This is a genomic window from Acinetobacter sp. 778_lipA (assembly GCF_058242985.1).
This window is the reverse complement of the sequence record NZ_JBZAYT010000001.1, coordinates 3,416,677-3,435,335: the sequence shown is the minus strand read 5'-3', so window position 1 is coordinate 3,435,335 and position 18,659 is coordinate 3,416,677. Positions and strand designations below refer to the sequence as shown.

At 32.8% G+C, this 18,659-nt stretch carries 16 protein-coding genes and 3 pseudogenes; 17 read left to right on the top strand and 2 right to left on the bottom strand.

Features of this window, described 5'->3' with window-relative positions:
• Nucleotides 1–142: 142 nt before the first annotated feature.
• The 11 genes and pseudogenes from AC4CUY_RS16150 to AC4CUY_RS16100 all read left to right on the top strand — a co-directional run bounded on the left by AC4CUY_RS16150 (nt 143) and on the right by AC4CUY_RS16100 (nt 10,648).
• Entirely contained in the window at nt 143–787 is a 645-nt protein-coding gene (locus AC4CUY_RS16150) for an energy transducer TonB (RefSeq protein ID WP_490774419.1), read from the top strand.
• Nucleotides 788–1,036: 249 nt separating this feature from the next.
• Nucleotides 1,037–1,528, top strand: a complete 492-nt coding sequence (locus tag AC4CUY_RS16145) for a DUF4189 domain-containing protein (RefSeq protein ID WP_490774418.1) — start codon at nt 1,037–1,039, stop codon at nt 1,526–1,528.
• A gap of 207 nt (nt 1,529–1,735) precedes the next feature.
• Entirely contained in the window at nt 1,736–3,457 is a 1,722-nt protein-coding gene (locus AC4CUY_RS16140; RefSeq protein ID WP_490774417.1) for a M43 family zinc metalloprotease, read from the top strand.
• 152 nt (nt 3,458–3,609) lie between these two features.
• Nucleotides 3,610–4,086, top strand: a complete 477-nt coding sequence (locus AC4CUY_RS16135; RefSeq protein ID WP_336952017.1) for a hypothetical protein — start codon at nt 3,610–3,612, stop codon at nt 4,084–4,086.
• Nucleotides 4,087–4,324: 238 nt separating this feature from the next.
• Entirely contained in the window at nt 4,325–4,804 is a 480-nt protein-coding gene (locus tag AC4CUY_RS16130; RefSeq protein ID WP_490774416.1) for an ecotin family protein, read from the top strand.
• Nucleotides 4,805–5,457: 653 nt separating this feature from the next.
• Nucleotides 5,458–5,955 carry a GNAT family N-acetyltransferase gene (locus tag AC4CUY_RS16125; RefSeq protein ID WP_490774680.1) on the top strand — a complete coding sequence of 166 codons (498 nt, stop codon included), beginning with the start codon at nt 5,458–5,460 and terminating at the stop codon, nt 5,953–5,955.
• 203 nt (nt 5,956–6,158) lie between these two features.
• Nucleotides 6,159–6,506, top strand: a complete 348-nt coding sequence (locus AC4CUY_RS16120) for an EF-hand domain-containing protein (RefSeq protein ID WP_490774415.1) — start codon at nt 6,159–6,161, stop codon at nt 6,504–6,506.
• A 1,380-nt stretch (nt 6,507–7,886) separates the two neighbouring features.
• A pseudogene (locus AC4CUY_RS16115) lies at nt 7,887–8,819 on the top strand (IS5 family transposase).
• A 227-nt stretch (nt 8,820–9,046) separates the two neighbouring features.
• Nucleotides 9,047–9,625, top strand: a complete 579-nt coding sequence (locus AC4CUY_RS16110) for a DUF4189 domain-containing protein (RefSeq protein ID WP_419820090.1) — start codon at nt 9,047–9,049, stop codon at nt 9,623–9,625.
• A gap of 244 nt (nt 9,626–9,869) precedes the next feature.
• On the top strand, nt 9,870–10,193 hold the full coding sequence (locus AC4CUY_RS16105; protein WP_419820091.1) for a hypothetical protein: 324 nt from the start codon (nt 9,870–9,872) through the stop codon (nt 10,191–10,193).
• Between the two features lie 11 nt (nt 10,194–10,204).
• Nucleotides 10,205–10,648 carry a hypothetical protein gene (locus tag AC4CUY_RS16100; RefSeq protein WP_490774414.1) on the top strand — a complete coding sequence of 148 codons (444 nt, stop codon included), beginning with the start codon at nt 10,205–10,207 and terminating at the stop codon, nt 10,646–10,648.
• 127 nt (nt 10,649–10,775) lie between these two features.
• Here the strand turns inward: AC4CUY_RS16100 and AC4CUY_RS16095 are convergent, their stop codons facing one another.
• On the bottom strand, nt 10,776–11,114 hold the full coding sequence (locus tag AC4CUY_RS16095; protein ID WP_490774413.1) for a hypothetical protein: 339 nt from the start codon (nt 11,112–11,114) through the stop codon (nt 10,776–10,778).
• Nucleotides 11,115–11,746: 632 nt separating this feature from the next.
• On the opposite strand from AC4CUY_RS16095, the pseudogene AC4CUY_RS16090 reads away from it, so the two are divergent.
• The 3 genes and pseudogenes from AC4CUY_RS16090 to AC4CUY_RS16080 form a co-directional block, all read left to right on the top strand.
• Nucleotides 11,747–12,062 (top strand): annotated as a pseudogene (locus AC4CUY_RS16090) (BCCT family transporter); the annotation flags it as partial.
• Between the two features lie 136 nt (nt 12,063–12,198).
• Nucleotides 12,199–14,259 (top strand): choline transporter, encoded by a 2,061-nt coding sequence (locus AC4CUY_RS16085; RefSeq protein ID WP_336952005.1) that lies wholly within the window; start codon nt 12,199–12,201, stop codon nt 14,257–14,259.
• Nucleotides 14,260–14,517: 258 nt separating this feature from the next.
• On the top strand, nt 14,518–14,976 hold the full coding sequence (locus tag AC4CUY_RS16080) for a hypothetical protein (protein WP_336952004.1): 459 nt from the start codon (nt 14,518–14,520) through the stop codon (nt 14,974–14,976).
• Between the two features lie 133 nt (nt 14,977–15,109).
• Here AC4CUY_RS16080 and AC4CUY_RS16075 read toward each other — a convergent pair.
• Nucleotides 15,110–15,991, bottom strand: a pseudogene (locus AC4CUY_RS16075) (aminotransferase class I/II-fold pyridoxal phosphate-dependent enzyme); the annotation flags it as partial.
• A gap of 263 nt (nt 15,992–16,254) precedes the next feature.
• On the opposite strand from AC4CUY_RS16075, the gene AC4CUY_RS16070 reads away from it, so the two are divergent.
• From AC4CUY_RS16070 to AC4CUY_RS16060, 3 genes are all read left to right on the top strand, one after another.
• Complete coding sequence (locus AC4CUY_RS16070; RefSeq protein ID WP_336952003.1) at nt 16,255–16,488, top strand: hypothetical protein; 234 nt, start codon at nt 16,255–16,257, stop codon at nt 16,486–16,488.
• A gap of 521 nt (nt 16,489–17,009) precedes the next feature.
• Nucleotides 17,010–17,267, top strand: a complete 258-nt coding sequence (locus AC4CUY_RS16065; protein WP_336952002.1) for a hypothetical protein — start codon at nt 17,010–17,012, stop codon at nt 17,265–17,267.
• A 425-nt stretch (nt 17,268–17,692) separates the two neighbouring features.
• Entirely contained in the window at nt 17,693–18,373 is a 681-nt protein-coding gene (locus tag AC4CUY_RS16060) for a superoxide dismutase (RefSeq protein WP_490774412.1), read from the top strand.
• The last annotated feature ends 286 nt before the right edge of the window (nt 18,374–18,659 follow it).

Below are 18,659 nucleotides of genomic sequence, written 5' to 3'. Positions count from 1 at the left end.
ACTCTTGGGATCTAGAAATGGAAGAATTGCATCAAGATTCGTTAAAACTAGTTTTGGATAAAAGATAAACCAAGCCTCCTTCGGGAGGTTTCTTTTTGGCATAAAAATTAGTATCTTGGACTAAATATAATAGAGATATATCATGAAAAGCTTATTTATAATTTTCTGCTTATTGGTTTCCAGTTTTTGTTTTGGAGCAGATTCTAAGGTTCGAGAGGTAAACAGAGACAAAGATAGTGGAATGTTAATGAAATGGATAATACCGCCAAAAGTTAGAATTGATAATAAAATATTAAAGGGTTACGACAGAGATATATTAATCTATTTAGAAACAGATGAGAGTGGAAGGGTTCAAAAAGCGGAAGTAAGCAAAAGTAGTGGATTGGATGATTTAGACAATTTAGTATTAAGGGCTGTGAAAAGATCAAAACTCAAAGTGTGGAATGAATGGGATGTAAAAACAAATCACCCATCGCGCTTGAAATTACCTTTTAACTTTTCAGTTTCCAGAATTCCTGATTATGCTGTGTATCCTAAATTTAATTATAAAAATGCTGATTTAAAAGGAAGTGATAGAACGATAAGATTGAGTGTAGAGGCTAATGAAAAAGGTAAATTAACCAAAGTCAAAGTTTTTCGAGGGACTGGAATACCTGCTCTAGATAAATATGTTTTAAGTGAATACATGAAGCAGGCAAGTTTTAAGCCTTTAGTTATCAATGGGGAGCCTCAACTTATCAAAACAACTGCAGATTTTAGCTTTGGTTTAAGTTCATCAAGTGATTAATATTCAAATACTTATTCAGCATTAAACTTAAAACCCACTCACCCGAGTAGGTTTTTATTGCGCTACACACTTTTAATTCAATAAAAGACATGAGAAACCAAACCACCTTAAGGTGGTTTTTTGCTAAGAATTATTTTAAGATTTAGATCAAATAAATATTTCACCTATTAAATTACTAACAGGGACGAAACAATTATGACAAATGAAAATAAACCTCAGATTATACAAAATTTTATATCATTAATTTGTATGGCTCTATTTTCAATTATTTTTTCTGGTTCTGCACATGCTGAAGGAAATTGTCCCTCTGGTTCTTATCCAGTTGGCGGTCAAGGTGTGCAAGGCTGTGCACCAATTCCAGGGGGTGGTGGTAATCAAGGAGCTGCAAGTAACCGCACTTGGAAAGTTGTAGGAGCAATTGCTGCTGGTACTAATGGTGTTGTCGGAACGTCATTTGCCAAAGTATTCCGCGGAAAAATACAGGAAAATGCTCTTGAAGATTGCCAGAAGAAAGGGGGCACCCAATGTAAGCTTTGGTTTACCTATTCAGAAACTGAATGCGCTACAGTTGGACAAGCTGAAGGAACAACCTTACTGTATGGCCGTGTTACTGGCAGTAGGATTCGTGGCTGGAGTCGAAAGTTAGATGGTCGAGAAAATGTATATTCGCAATGTCAAAACGAAGGTTTTCCTAAAGAACGGTGCAAAATCGTCTATGAAAATTGTAGTGGAATAATGTAATTAAAAACATATCCTCCTTCGTGAGGTTTTTACCCCCCAAACAAAACCCCAATAGCTAGCAACTATTGGGTTTTTTTATATCAACTTTATGGAAAAGAGGCATAGGATCAGAAAAACTAGAATTAAAACTTAATTAAATTTATAATAGTATTACATTGAAAATAAATATTTATTTAAAACAATCATTTAGTTAGTAGTGGAACTAATATGCCTAATATAAAAAGTAGTCCCAAAATTGGTCAATCATCTTCAAATTGTGTAAGAAATTTTACAGTTCAATTCCGACGTCCTTATGAAATAGGCATACCACCTGATAATTATAATGGTGAGTATGGGTTTGATTGGGTGCGGGATGAATATATTTATCCACTGCTTAGTATTGGTGGAAAGAAAGATACAGTTATAGATATTTTAGGTACTCCGCGTTTTGTTCATTCAGAATTATATAAAGTATTTTATCATGATGTTAATACTCGTATTAATTTTCCTTCTAGATACTTTCCATCATGGCTATACATTTTTGCTACTGATTGTAAAGGCATCTATGGGAGTGAGGAGATCAATAAACAGGGAGCTTGCCTTGATATAGAAATTCATCAGGAATATTTGGAAAGTATTAAGGGAGAATATATTGAGGAAAAAGAAGCTTTAACTGACAATGGAACTGTTTTACAGTTTGAAGCATCAAATGATAATATAAAAATTTCAACTTTTGACAATAATCAAAATGCCAAAAGTATAGAAGAACCTTTAAGTAATTTTATAAATTCAAATCGAAATTTTATGAAATTAGGATTGGATTATGATGAACATAATAACTTAGTTGAAAGAAATAGATACTTTTATAAGAAAAAGAGTGCGATAAAGATAATCTGTTCTGGAGGTACATTAAAAAAGAATGAGCACATTATAGTTAAAGCAAAAAGAAATAATTGTGAGCCAGTAGATGTCGGGATAATTTATATTGCTCGAAACGAAACAATTTATACTATAAATATTGTAGAAATAGATGTGAAGGTTAATGGTAAAATTATACCAAAATCGAAAAATCACGAAATAGAACTAAGAAATAAATTTTTTAATCAAGCACTTACTGTTTTTAAAGTGGTTAAAAAGGAAGTTTTTGATTTGGACTTACTATCTGTAAGTGACACTGAAGTAAAAGATTTTGTTGATAAATGGTGGAACAAAAGATTAAAAAATGATGGTAAAGAAAAGTATCTTGAGGTTGTTTCGAATAAAGAGGAACTCCTTAAATTAAGTATAGAGCGAAAGAAAACTGTAGATCCCACTGAATTTGCTAATGCTGAATTCATTAGAGAGTTAAAAGAACTATATTGGCGGAAAAAAAAGGTGGGGTTGTCTCCATATAGTGAAATAGAAAGGAATACTTACATTTTTTTTGCACCAGTATCTGTTAGAAATGCACGTGTAAAGGATACTGACAAATGGAGTTATGTTTTAGGTAGCGCAAGTTTCAAGGCCCATTCAAACATACTCTATTCTGAAGGTGAGTATTCAAGTGATCAAGAATTTTCAAATGCAGTTGTAATATTTAAGGATAGTGTGGAATTTGGACTTCTTGAAACTTATGCTCACGAGTTAGGTCATGCGCTAGGGCTAACTCATACATTCGAGTCTGGTGAGATGTTTATATATAAAAGGGGTTATACAGATAATTTCATGGATTATCCTCAGAGAGAAGATAATACAGATTCAAAATTTATAGATAGATTAAGTATATTTTCAAAATATCAAATTGATATGATCTATAACAGAAGTCGAGTAGTCGGGATATTGCTTCCATGGAAGTGGACATATCCTGAACTTCCACTCACTACTTCAGAAGAAAAGAAAGAAAAAGAAGAGGAAGAAAAATCTGGTTTAGATAAAATAATTGACGAGATAGAAAAGTTTATCTTTGACTAAAGAGACTCACTGCAACTAGTGACATTATAAGTGTTGCATCAAAAAAGATATTTTTAGAGTCTTTTCATTTAATTCAACTTAAAAAAACCTCATAAGCGGGTTTTTTAATTAATTTATTTATACTTTTAACACACCTAAAGGAATGTTTCAGAATGAATAAATTACTATTAATTGGTACTTTGGGGTTATTGCCAGCATTAGGTAATGCAGAGTTGGCCACAAACTCTAAAGGTGAAAAAGTAGAACAAAAGGACAATCAAACTTCGGCTATAGTAAGGCTCACAGATGATGATTATGTTTTAGATGGAAAATATTATGATGTAACACTTAAAGATGGTAATAAAAAAGACGTTATTGTGAATGTATCAACATTTGTAGACCAAAAAGATGGGAAAAAATTAACTAGAGATCAAGCTTTGTTTGGGATCAAAATGACAGAGATTCCAATTCTAGATGGTCTTAAAAATCGACACTCTTATGTTCCAATAAATGTTTATATTTATCAGGTTGGTAATTCAGTAAACATTACTATCGAGTATTTTGCAAAAATTTATGGTGCAAAAAAAATAGGAGCAAATTCTAAAGAATTTACTATAGATCAAAATGGTGAAATTCATATTGTGCAGTAAAGAAATTAAATATCTGGATCAGTTGTTAAAACCTCCCTCGGGAGGTTTTTTTAATGATTTACCTCTATTATATTTGATAATGATTATAATTTTCATGTAAGAATAATTATTATATACTCGTGTTGATAATGTGCAAGATTCAAGTAATGAATTGGTGTATTTTTTTATCAATTGTTTGAAAACTCAGTAGAATGACTTTGATAAGCACATTGAATAATTAACATAAGAGGGTCGGATTTTGAAAAAAAATATATTTTTAGTCTTAGGTGTTCTTGCTCTGTCAATTAGTGCCCATGCCAATAAAGGTGTAAATGATCTTAACGTATATCCTCCTGTTAAAAAGGATCAAAATAGGAATGTGATTGTCTTAGAGCCAAAAGAAAATGAAGATGATTATAGAGTTTTGATTACAGCTTCTATAGATGGAATGCAAGATTGCAACACTAAAAGCCGATCAGCTAAGTATACGGAAAAAGTAGTTGAAGGAATGCAATATCCATATTATGAAGTTGGTAAAATTGGTGATGTTGTAACAACTCTGATGGGCTGTTCTGAAATACCCCAAATGGGTGAAATTCCAATTAATCTGAGCGGTAACACAATTTTACGTTACAACAGTAAACTTCCAATTGTTGTGTATGCTTCGAATGGGATTAAAATAAACTCCAAGATTTTTAAACTCGAAGAGATCAAGAAATCCAAAGTATTAAATGATTAGATATTGAATTTATCATAACCTCCCTCGGGAGGTTTTTTTAATTATAAAATTACAATTCTGTAATCTTCATCCAAGATAAAGTAACAATTATGTGCTAAAAGTAAGATATTTTTAAAATTTGAGCTTGGACATGGAGCGAAATATTTGTAATTCAACAGCGCACTATGAATCGGATAGCGAAAAAAGCAAAAGCAACTTATTTCCAATATCTGTATTTATACTAGCAATGATTATGTATGCATTCATAGCAACAAAATTCTTGATTGTCGAAACTCCGCATGCTGATAAAGAGCCGACAGTATCTGGTAATACCATGAGTGTTACGTCAAAAAGATATTTCTAAATCCTTCTCATGTACTTCAACTTAAAACCCACTCACCCGAGTGGGTTTTTATTAGACCAAATTTATGAGCAATGAAAAAATTTACCTTCCCATGGAGGCGAGCAGAAAACTTAGCGCTGACAGCTTGTCAAAGCAGCTTAAAATTGCAAGCAGCTGATGCGGAAAGATTGATTGAAGCATGGCCCTCAGATTGAGAGCTATCTCGTAAAATGGCTATTAATTCAAAAAAGGTTGAATTACATTTTCAAAAAATTTAGATAAGTGTTTTATGCTAAAGTTAAAACATGTTGAATTTTTAAAATATAAGTACATGTTAAATATTGAAATTAAAATTTTAAGTAAAAATGAGCTTAAAGATTTCAGAACTATCAGATTATCAGCTTTAGAAAAAGCACCAGAAATGTTTGGAGCTACATACTCGGCTGAGGTGGAGAAACCATTAAATTTTTTTGAAGCTTGTTTATCAAATTCAACCGTATTTGGTGTATATCATAAAGATCAAATTATAGGTTTAGCCACATTTACAAAACAAATTTCAGCAAAATCTTCTCATAAAGGACATTTAACAAGCGTGTTTATTGAGCCTCAATTTCAAAAAAAAGGCGTTGCTACTCGGCTACTTACTTCAGTTGTAGAATATAGTAAAGAGCATGTTGAACAAATTTTACTTTCTGTTGCAGATGATAACAAGGAAGCAGTTCATCTCTATAAAAAATTTGGTTTTGAAACATATGGAGTTGAAAAGAAAGCATTGAAAGATAATGAAAAATATATTGATAATATTTTGATGGAACTATTTGTGTTGTAATGTTTTATATCAAATTCTACGTAATATTTTATACCAATGACTTAATGATACCTTGCCCTAAACGCTTAAAACTTGAGTCAGGGCAGGGTAAAGAAATCACACTTTGGAACATTGATATTGTTGCAAAATAGCTTTCTTTAAATGATTTTTCCTAAATCAATTTGTCTATATAATCAAAGCTAATTAAAGATGGGATAAAACAAATGAAAAAAATAATCTGTATTCTGATTCTCAGTTGTAGCGTACTTTCAAGTTTCAGTCATGCCTGTGAATCGACTTCATTAGACTGGGAGAAATTTTATAAAATCTATGATTCAAATAAAAATGGTACTTTTGAACTTAATGAATTTTTAAAGGTTAAAGATTTTGAACCATATTCTTGGCCAGATGATAGACGGTTTCAAGGCAAAGATAAAAACATTAAATTATTTAAATATCTAGATGAAAATCAAGATGGAAAACTTGTAGAAGATGAATTTGTCAAAATTCACGGTTTATTTCCTGACCCTTGCGCTAATTGGCCTCATAAAGCTTGGTGGAAATTTTGGTAAGTGATTCAAAATATATATCCTAAGGTGCGTCAGAATACGACGGTTTGTTTTTATAATGTTTTGCTTTAATAGTGAGGAAATGATGGTAAAATTAAGAAAGAGGATCTGAGTTCAATTCGGAAATCGGAAACCTAACTCAGAATAAGTTTTAAACTGTCACAAAAAATCATTAACTATCAAAGCGGTGTGTTACACATAAGTTACACAATACATATCCTAGACAATAAATATTTAATATATATAATGGGTTAAGGCTTTAATTAAACTCCCGCCATCTCCACCAAATTCTTGTTATAAAAAAGCCACTTATATTAAGTGGATTTTTTATTTTCACATTTTTGCTATACATACCATTTTTTGCACCACATTTTTATAAATATGAAAAGGCACTTATTAAGTGCGTGTATTTAGTTTTGCCATTTCTTTCCTGTTTTTATCACCATGAATCCATTTTGCATATCGTTTGATTCGCATTTGTAAGCTGTTGTGCAAGGTATTGCAAATGGTTTGCAGTCAGTAGCAGAGTTTGTTATTTTTAATTTTATGCATGACATTTTAACATGAAAAGTTGATCAAAATAATTTTGTTAGTAGCTTGAAATAAAGCGTTGGTACTACCTTAGTTATTATTTTGTCACTAATTGAACTAATATTTTATTGAATAATAAGCAATCAAAAATCTGCGTAAATACTGCAAAACTCAATTGGAAATCAGCTTTAGTAATTACTTTTCCTGGTATCTAAATTGCTATATTAATTTTATTTTCAATTGATTAGACTTAAGTAATCCTTAATTTAATATTAAGGTTTACTTTATAAATAGATATGAATATTTTGAATTAGGGAGGCTATTGGTTGTATGAAATATTTATTTTTCTTAGCAATAATAGCATCACTACTCATAATTCTATATAAACCTAGTATTCCTTCAGAAAATAAAAAGAGTAAAGAATTTCCTAGACTAGGGACAGTACTAACGGAATGTCAGGGCATAGACCCACCCAAAGAGCTGGATAAGAAAAAGTATTACGATTACTGTAGTTGCGTTAAGAACTCGGTTGATACACGAAATAAGGAAGAAAAAGAGAAAAGTTGTATTGAAGATTTAAGAAGCGCGAATTAATTGGGCTTATTTAATAGTTCAGCGTAAAGTTTGACAGCTTCAGTGATAATTTTTGCTTGAGACTCTCCAGTAGATTATGAAAGTACTTTGATTTGCTCAACCGTACTTTCATGAAGCTTATAACTTTTGCTCAGAATACCGCGACGCTCATTACTTCTTTGATTAATTTCTGATCTTGATTTGGTCATAAGTATGTCCTAATACGGCTTTGTTGCAGAAAGGTGTTGGTAAGGTCTGATTCAGTAATATAATTTCCGAATGAATAAGTCTGCACCTAAAACCTATCGTACAACGAATTGGTCTTCTTACAACCAAGCTTTGGTGAATCGAGGGAATCTCTCGATCTGGTTTGATCCTACTACCCAATGGTATGCGCCATTAAAAGGCACACAAGGACGAAATCAAACCTACTCCGATACAGCAATTCAATGCTGTATGATGATCAAATCTCTATTTCGTTTAACTTTACGAATGACCTCGGGATTTATTTAAAGCCTCATTTAAATTTGTGGTTTAGATTGGGCAGCACTAGATTACTCCACTCTTTGCAGAAGACAAAAGCATATTGATATTGCGATTTGCTATCAAAAAAGCAGTAATGGATTACATCTACTTGTGGATTCTGCTGGTTTAAAGTTTTTAGATGAAGGTTGATGGAAAAGAAAGAAACACCAACCCGAGTATCGTCGCCAATGGCGTCAATTACACATAGAGATAGATGCTAAAACCCTGCAAAGACGTGCAGTTCAGCTCACAACGAACAATCTCAGTGATTCACAGGTACTCGGTGATTTACTTCATCAAATTTCATAAGAAGAACAAATAGACTCAGTCTATGCCGATGGTGCTTATGACACTAAGATTTGCAGTCAATTGATTGTATCTAGAAAAGCTCATGTCGTTATTCCACTAAGAAAGAATGCGAAGCCGTGGAAAGATATAAAAACTCATTCACTAGAAAGAAATGAACGATTAAGAACGATTAAGCATTTGGGCAGGACGATATGGAAAAATTGGGTAGGCTATCATCGAAGAAGTTTAGTGGAAACTAAGATGCACTGTAGCAAACTATTAGGAGATAAACTGACTGCTAGGAACTTCCAAAGCCAAGTGAGTGAGATTCACGCACGCGTAGCAGTGCTCAATAAATTTACTAAATTAGGTCGTCCATATACTAAAGTTGTGACTTAAATTTATGTCACTTAGGAAAACTCTAGCTTTCAAGACTTTGTGCAACAAGCCGATTAAAACTCAAAAACTCACTCACCTGAGTGGGTTTTCATTGCGACACACATTTAATTCAATAAAAGACATGATAAACCAAACCACCCTAAGGTGGTTTTTAGCTAAGAATTATTTTAAGATTTAGATCAAATAAATATTTCACCTATTAAATTACAAACACGGATGAAACAATTATGACTAAATACAATAGACCGCAGAGCATTCAATATTTTATATCATTAATTTGTGTGGCTCTATTTTCAATTATTATTTCTGGTGCTGCACATGCTGAGGGGAATTGTCCTCCGGGGTATTATCCTGTCGGTGGTCAAGGTGTACAAGGCTGTGCGCCTATTCCCGGTGGTGGTAATGGGGGGTATTCAGGTTCAAGCTCACGTACACCAAGTACAGAAGGCTACGTAGCTTCGAGTACAAATGGCGTTATTGGTTTTGCTACTGCGAAGATTTTCCGTGGAAAGTTGGAAGAAAAAGCATTGCAAGATTGTGAAAAAAAAGGTGGGACTGATTGTAGAATTTGGTTCACTTATGATGACAATCATTGTGCGACTGTAGGGCAAGCGGTTGGGACAAATAAATTATATAAAGCTAGAACAACAGCAGGAGAAGTAAGTGATGTTGTTCCTATGTTGGTTCCTGGTAGTAGAAAAGCTTTGGGGCGGAAAAAAGTTTTAGAGGCATGTAGTTATGATGGCTTTACTGAGAGTCAATGCAAAATTATTTATGAAGATTGCCGTAGACTCAATCTTCCATAAGATTTTTTTTTGTGATTAAAATATGAAATGCAAAGCTTGGGAATAAGGATTCGGAATCGAGCTAATATGATTTTTTAGGATAACAAAAACTACTTTCGGGTAGTTTTTGTTTAATGGATGATTCTAGCTTGGTACTGAAAATACCTGCTATTTCGTATAGGAATCATTTTGTTAATGGAGGAAGTTTCGAGCTAGGGTGATCAAATTTTGTATTGTTTCTTTCTTATGCTTTAATATCAATGTAATGGGTAGAGGAGTAGTGCTACAAACATTAGAGCGGACTTTACCTGATTCTGTCTATGACCCATATAATTATGAATTAAATAAAGATACGGATTTTAAAAAGTTGAATCCTGAGCAACAGGCTAATATTGTAGCTGATTATTTTGGATTAATTGAAGGATATAATCAGATTAATTTCAGTTTAGCTTGGCGAAATCATAAAGCTGATAATTCACAATATATAAGACAGGTAATGCAACCGATTATAAGTAATCCTTCAGGATATACATTGGTTTCTAATTCTACTCCGATTCCACTAGTTCCTTTAATTTTTTTAATTTTCTGAATTATCATCTCATGAAAAATATTAATATATTAAGTGTTTTTTTTATATCAATAATATTAATTGGTTGTAAAGAGAAACGTGTAGCTGATTTCCAATATGAAATATTAGAAGATAATAGCATTTGTTCATTAAAACCCCAAGAAATTTATGATTCTAATGAATTTTCAATGTTTGACACATCATTTAAAAATGAAAGTGGAAGTTTCAATGATGAATTATCAAACAAAATATATGCACAAAGTTTAGAAAATTTATCTAATAAAGATAGTAAGTATATTTTTTGCTTTTCAAAAGATATGCTTATGTCAAATTATTTAGAGACTCAGATCCGTATTGAGTTAAAAAAAGGAAAATCCTTTAGACAATATGAATTTATAAATTACTTCTGTCTAAGTAAAAAAAATTCAATTATGAATTTCAATAGTCGGGATAAGAGTATACAAGAATGCCAATAATTCGGATTTCCGTAAAATTACCATAATACAGGTGACTTGAAATCTTACTTTCAACATCTATATCTTAGCCAAAGCAGTTTTATAATTCACTATGCTGAAATAGTTTTACCGAATAAGTCGTAAGTTTTCAGAAATGGGCTTTGATTTGTTTATCTGCCGTTCTGCATCGTATTTTTTGCTGTTCTATAGGTAAACCAATGAGTTCATCATAAGCATTCATTACCTGTTCATCTGTAGGCTCAATCTGTTCACGGGAAACTTTACATTTCTTTTGATTTTTTAAAAACAAAGCACTTAAGCTTTTTCCGTAAGTTGAATTTTCATCTTTATCAAAAAGACTACTAAGAGCAACTAAACGAGCAAATTTTAATTGTTGAGCTTGGATTTGACATAATGATTTGGATTTTGGCAACTCAGCCCAAGTTTCACCACTAATTAAGAGGAAGAGAAGTAGGAATTTTTTCATTTTTTGATCCTTTATTTTGTTTATTCAATGATAGATTTTTTATTGGAAAGAAAATTTCTAACTTTATCTTGTTTTTGAATTAACACATAAGGCGAGTCAATACCAAGATATAAAAGAGTCAAAATATAGTTTTAAAAAGTTTGAAGGCGAAAGTGGCTAAGGTTTAAGTGGATGTATTGCAATTGCTTTAAAAATAGCGGCCTTATTCAAATTGCATTATGCTGATGTCATCAACACATTTAATATCTTATGCCGATTTTTATAAGTTTTATCAACATATCTATATATATACGTGTCGAATTTTTCATTAAATATCGACATGAGGCTTTACGGATTTTACCCTTTGACTTCGATATTGAAGTGGGATGTAAAAAGAGGGAAAGATTTATATGTATTAGCTCAAATTTGAGCTGGCAGTTCCCTTTTTAGGGAATATCTGTTTTATTTTGGGGGGAAGTATTCTGATCATAAGTGATGCTATGCTTGGTCTACGCTTTTTTCGCCCGAATTTTATCTGGTGATTGAATGCCGATTTTAGCAATATTGTGATTTATCTTAGAACAATAGCAAAAATCTCCGGTGACTCGGTCTCATTTTTCCTTTTAATCTTTCAATCCTTATGTAAATGGGGTGTTGTGATTTGTTTCGTATTATTTTTGAATTTGTAGGTTCTGTTATACTCAGCTCGCAAATCTTTCCTTAAAAGGGGAAGTAATGAAAGTGTATCACCAATTTGTTTACTAATTTTTTGGTCTGTGGCGATTAGCATAGTATGCATTTGACAGGTGTTGGTAGGAAGTTTCGACTCTAACGCGCTGTTTTGGTATATCGTTCTCTATCATTATTGTGCTGTATATGTTTGGCTCAGCCAATACACTTAAAGAGGACCAATTTAGTCCTATAGCAATGCAAGTGATAAAGACATTAACTCAATCATCACATAACTGAAAAAATCTGAAACATTTTAATTGGGTAAATAACTTTTGTTTTTCATTTTCTATTCAAATATTTATTTTCATTGATTTAGCGATGGAAAGACGTAGATGAATATCTTCTTTTTCTTCTCTAACTTCCTGAGGATTGTATGGCGACAGATAATCCAAGAGCGGTTGATGATGCTACATTAGCGAATAAAGATCATTTGAATCGTGTGGTCTTTTATGTTTCAGCTCTACTTATTTTAACATTTGCACTTGTTACGATTTTATTTAATGACTTTGCCAATCATTTATTGAATGTGGTATTGGCTTGGGTCAGTGATAAATTCAGTTGGTATTATTTATTAGCTGCAACATTGTATTTAATCTTTGTGATTTTTATTGCCTTTTCACGTTATGGCGATATCAAACTTGGTCCTAAACACTCGAAACCTGAGTTTAGTTTACTGAGTTGGTCAGCGATGTTGTTCGCTGCGGGGATTGGGACAGACTTAATGTTCTTCTCGGTTGCGGAGCCGTTATCACACTATATGAATCCACCCATAGGTGAAGGACAGACTTATGAAGCTGCACGTCAGGGCATGGTCTGGACATTATTCCACTATGGTTTAACAGGGTGGGGGATGTATGCTTTGGTGGGGATGGCATTGGGATATTTTAGTTACCGCTATAATTTGCCATTAACCATTCGTTCTGCACTATATCCAATCTTTGGTAAAAAAATTGATGGTCCTATTGGGCATACTGTGGATATTGCTGCCGTGATCGGCACAATCTTTGGTATTGCTACTACCTGCGGTATTGCAGTAGTTCAGATCAATTATGGTCTACATGTGCTGTTTGATATCCCAGAAAATCTCTGGGTTCAGGTTGCCCTGATTTTAGTCGCAGTGATTGTGACCATTATTTCGGTGACTGCTGGGGTAAATAAAGGCATCAAGGTCCTGTCAGAAATTAATATCTATGCTGCAATTGGCTTGATGCTGTTCGTATTGTTCCTCGGAAATACTGAATTTCTGCTGAATGCGCTGGTACAAAACTTTGGTGATTATATTAGTCGCTTCCCAAGTTTAGCTTTGGAAAGTTTTGCCTTTGATCGACCAAAAGACTGGATGAATAGCTGGACCTTGTTCTTCTGGGCATGGTGGGTAGCATGGTCTCCATTTGTAGGCTTATTTCTGGCGAGGATTTCTCGTGGCCGTACGATCCGTGAATTCGTCTGCGGTACTTTGATCATTCCGCTATTGTTCACCATCACATGGTTGTCTATTTTCGGTAATAGTGCCTTACATAGCGTGATCTTTGATGGTAATACCACATTGGCACAAACCGTATTGACCAATCCCGCACATGGCTTCTATGATTTACTTGCTCAGTATCCAGGCTTTGCCTTTATTGCGGGTATTGCCACAATTACCGGTTTACTATTCTATGTCACTTCGGCAGATTCAGGAGCTTTGGTTCTTGGGAACTTCACGACCAAATTCTCAAATGTTGATAATGATGCACCTCGTTGGTTGCGTATCTTCTGGGCTACTGCAATCGGCTTACTGACTATAGCCATGCTGATGGCTAATGGAATTACCGCCTTGCAAAGTGCAACGGTCATCATGGGATTACCCTTCAGTTTTGTCATGTTGTTAGTGATGGCAGGTTTGTATAAATCCTTGCGCTTAGAGGATTATCGTAAAGCGAGTCGTAGCCCAAATGCAGCGCCTGTTGTAGGTAATGTTGATATTCTAAATTGGAAGCAACGTTTGTCTCGCGTCATGTATCATCCTGGCAGCAGCGAAACACTAAGTATGCTCGATAGTGTGTGTAAACCTGCAGTTCAGACGGTTGCGGATGAGTTGGTTAAACGTGGGATGAATATCGAAGTAATGCAGGGAGAGGTTGAAGATAGTGATACGCTGTATCATCTTGATTTAACCATCTACATCGAAGAAGAGTTTAATTTCGTTTATCAGATCTGGCCTGTGCGTTATATTGCGCCGACTTTTAGTGAACGGGGTAAACGCGGTATGCAATATTATTATCGTTTAGAAACCTTCTTGTACGAAGGTTCACAGGACAATGACTTGGTTGGATACACCAAAGAGCAGGTAATTAATGACATTCTGGATAAGTACGAACGTCATATGACCTTTTTGCATATCAACCGAATTAGTCCCGGAAATCGTCCTTTGTATCCTGACTCACAAGACTAGTGTCTTAACATAAAAATACCCCATGAGTTGTGCTCAACTTATGGGGTCAGTTCACTATGAGTCTAATTTAAAATCTATTTTCTATATATTTTTACTGACGATTGTCTAAAATTCATAGTAACCACGCAACAAATTGAACAAGTCAAATTGTTGAGTAAAAGGTAGTTGTAATAGATGTCTAAGTAGTTTTTTTATTTGTTGAGATTGGGTAAGATTACTGAAAATTTAGTACTTTATAAAATGTAGATTAGGATGATGATGAAAAAAATTTTAGTGATCGCCTTAGGGATATTGCCAGTATTTGTACAAGCACAAAGCTTCAAATACAAAAATACCGAGTCTGGTTTTAAAAATTATCAGGGACTAGCCACTTTAACTGGAAAATTTTCACGTAATTTAGACCCTGAATATTTGGATTATATGGGCGATGATATTTGCTTTGAACCCAACAAAACATCAGCTACACTCATTCCACGTCCAAAAGGTGATACCCGAGATGTATGGTTTTGCTTTAGCAACTTTGATGTCGCAAAAAAGACGTTTAAATTACCAAACAATATTAAAAAAGGGTATTGCCAATATGAAGGACAGGCAACGATTCAAATTAAAAACTATCATTTATTTATAGAGGAAACAGAAGGTTTTGATTCTACTCAATTAGTTTCAGCAACCAATATTACTCCAGCACAAGCAATAAAATGTAAAGTGCAAAATTAAGACTGTTTGAATACTGTTATGAGATTTGATAGCTACAGGTAAAAGAGTTTAACTTGGCTATTCATTCATAAACAAAAAAGATCGTATTAATGCGATCTTTTTCTTTTAAAAAAAATCATTAAGCTATCAATACTTATTTATTCTTATTGCTGACTTTTTTATATTCCTGATAGGCTACTTCAGCAAATTTTCGTAATGAAGCTCTGATTACTGCATATTGGAATTCCTTTAAATTGGTTAGCGAGACATCGGCAGAAGGATATTAAACTCCAAAAACTGAACCCAGAAGCAGTACTAAACCTGTTTCATCAGCAACTCGGAAGAGTAATTCTGTTGGAATCTTATTTTTCCTCAGCCAATCAGCAAACGCATCACCATATAGTTTTTGTGAGGTATTTTCTAAATTGACCAAGGTAGAGTAATCAACTGCATTCGGAGCTTGTGGAGTTTGAACGCCAAGGAGTCTATAAAGGGCCGCATCACGTTCTCGAACTAGCGATTTCACTGCTTTTTATAGCTTTGGAGCTTCTATCATATTAAATAAGGCAAAGAGAACCATTTGAACTTGTTGAGGTGTGGATAATTCAGCCGTGTAATTTAATGCAACATTTTCGTCTATCGGCAAGAAGGCAGTCGATAAACTTCATAATAGATGGATCTGTGGTGAGGGATGAGTAATATAGTTCTAGTTCATTTTTGTGCTTAGTAGATAGTACCGCACATTCTTATCTAAAATATTATGATTATTCGAGGCAATGACTCCAAGTCTCTATCCATTTGCACTAAAATATTTAGCGAAAGAATAAATCAAGATGGTATTGTCAGGGTAAACTGCAAACAAAGATTTAAAGTTATCTGCAAATGTTCAATAAGCATTATCTATTAAAATAATTAGATCAGGATATGTTTTGATAATATTAGCCATCAGACATTCATCACTCATTTTGACCTAAGCTAGATTAGTTGGATTTATTAAGAAAAATACTCTAGAGAAATGAGCTTCTAACTTGCGTAATGAAAATTTATTGGATCTATGAGGGAAATCTAGTATTCAAAAGAATTAAATTATTTTATTAAAATTCATAGTTTTTAAAACCTTGAATTAAAAATTTTTATAATTAAAAATGATTGAATAAATAAAAATATATTTATCTCTATCTAGAGGAGGATTTTTTTGTTATAAATTTTATTTATTAAATATTTAGCAAATAAAAGCTCTTGAAATGTGAGGTAAAATTTAAAAAATTATCTACGTTATAAAATTTGAGTGTTGAAAAAATGAATAAAGAGCAACTCATCAAAGCTTTGGAAAAAGCAGAAAAAGAAATAAGCAGCCTTTGTTCTGAGAATGAGCAATTACTTGCGATCGTTATTGACTCCACACAACATGTTATAAGTGCTCAGAATAGGGCAGAGAATTATCAGAACATGTTTGATGAGTTGGTTTACCTTATTAAAAGAAAATATGATGCTGATTTTAAAATTGAAGATATTCCCAGATTGTTGGATTAGTAAATTATTTTAAGAGATAATTAAATTAATTTATATTTTTTTGTTTAATCGAGTAAAATATGAGTTTTTTAAAATAATAGATATAAGTTTAATATTAAAAAATGTAAATAAATCATGTAATTTAATACACTAAATAAAAACAGGAATTTTTAGGATTTGGATTTATCTAATTTTTATTGGATATTTAGCTAATAAATATTTAACAAACTAAACCGCTCTTTATTTATGAACAAATTTATTGAAATTTAACCTCTCAATACGCTCATAAGTAAATTTTTATGTACTTTAATCAGAAATGGTTTCTAAAACATGTATTTAAATTTAAATAAAATTGAAATAATTTTGTTTAGTCTATATTATTAAAGTTAAGAAAAACGCTTTGTTAAGTTTATATACCCATCTTTCCCCAAAGCATGGGTATTTTTTTCTAATATATATTTTATAAGTATTTATTTGGCACTCATAAATTCTTCTTGATGTCATCTGGATATAGATTGTATTTGATTAGATGAGATAAAGTTATGATCATAATTCCGGCCTATGAGGCAAAGAAAATCTCAGATTCATCTCAGGATGATTCTCTATATCAACTTAAAAGTAACTTGATCAATAATATTATAGCCAATGCTGGTCGTGGAGAAAAATTTGCTAATGAATATATTGCAAGTGGTATTAGTTTATCTGAAATTGATGCTTTGACAAAAGAATTTAAAAGTGCAGGTTATAGCGTTAAGATCACACATGTCGTTAATCAAAAAATTTTTTCAATTTCATGGTGAGAATTAAACTATTTATTTTAATACTCTAGGCAACGAGTAAAATAAAATCTGATAATATAGATTAGGCCAGATAAAGATTATTGAAGCTTAGATAAAAATATAGAATGTTGTAGGCCTCTGAGTATAGTTTAAAAAGGCGATTAGAAGGGAGTTTTCTACTAATTCATGAGATAAATTTAATAAGTTTTATATATGTTTAATTTTTCTTGATTCAAGCTCGAATTTTAGGCTTTTATAAACTAAATCTTTGCGTAAACATTACTTTAACATTGGTGAAAATACTTTCAAATAAAAAGCTTTCTTCAGGTGTTTTTTATGTTCTGATTTTTATACATATCTGAATAAGAAGGTTATTAAGATTTGACAATAAGAGCGAATACCTATAGCGTGTAAATGATTTGTATTATCATTTAAGTGGAAGTCTGATGAATAAAAGTTTAAAAACCTTAGTCGTTGCGGTAATCGCAGGGCTGAGTTTTTCTGCGAACGCTGAATTCAAGCAAGCACCATTACCTTATAGTGTTAATGCACTAGAGCCGGCAATTGATCAAACAACCATGGAGATCCATTTCGGCAAGCACCATAAAGCTTATGTTGATAATTTAAATGCACAAATTAAGAACTATCCTGCTTTAGATAAATTAAATATTGAAGCCATCCAAGCTCAAATTTCAAAGTATAACGCAGCAGTTCGCAACAATGGTGGTGGACATTTCAACCATGCTTTTTTCTGGGAAAGCTTAACCCCCGTATCCAAATCAGGAAAACCTTCAGCAGCATTGTTAAAACAAATTAATAATGACTTTGGCTCATTTGAAAATTTCCAGAAAAAATTTAATGAAGCTGCCACAGGACGTTTTGGCTCAGGCTGGGCTTGGTTGATTGTGACACCAGAAGGTAAGCTGGATGTAAGTTCTACCCCAAATCAAGATAATCCACTAATGGATATTGCTGAAGTCAAAGGCAAGCCTTTACTTGGTTTGGATGTTTGGGAACATGCGTATTATTTAAAATATCAAAATCGCAGAGCTGACTATACCAAAGCATTTTGGTCAGTTGTGAATTGGCAGAAAGTTAGTGACCGTTATGCGCAGGCGATTAAATAGTATCTGATTTTTAAAAAGCACCTTCGGGTGTTTTTTCAATTATGAATGCTTGAGGCTTGATGATGTGAGTTTATAGGCACTATCAAGCTTAGATGAATCCGCCTAAGAACACCCTCAGTGCACTATGATAAAGCGAATGATGAGTATATTGGTCAAAAGAGTAAGACTATAAATATGCGCAAACTACTAAAAATTGGTGTGGTAGCCGTTTTAACAATAGCGCTACTCATAACTATAGGATGTACGGGTACTATACTAAAAGCAGCTAAAATATTGTTCCTAAAAC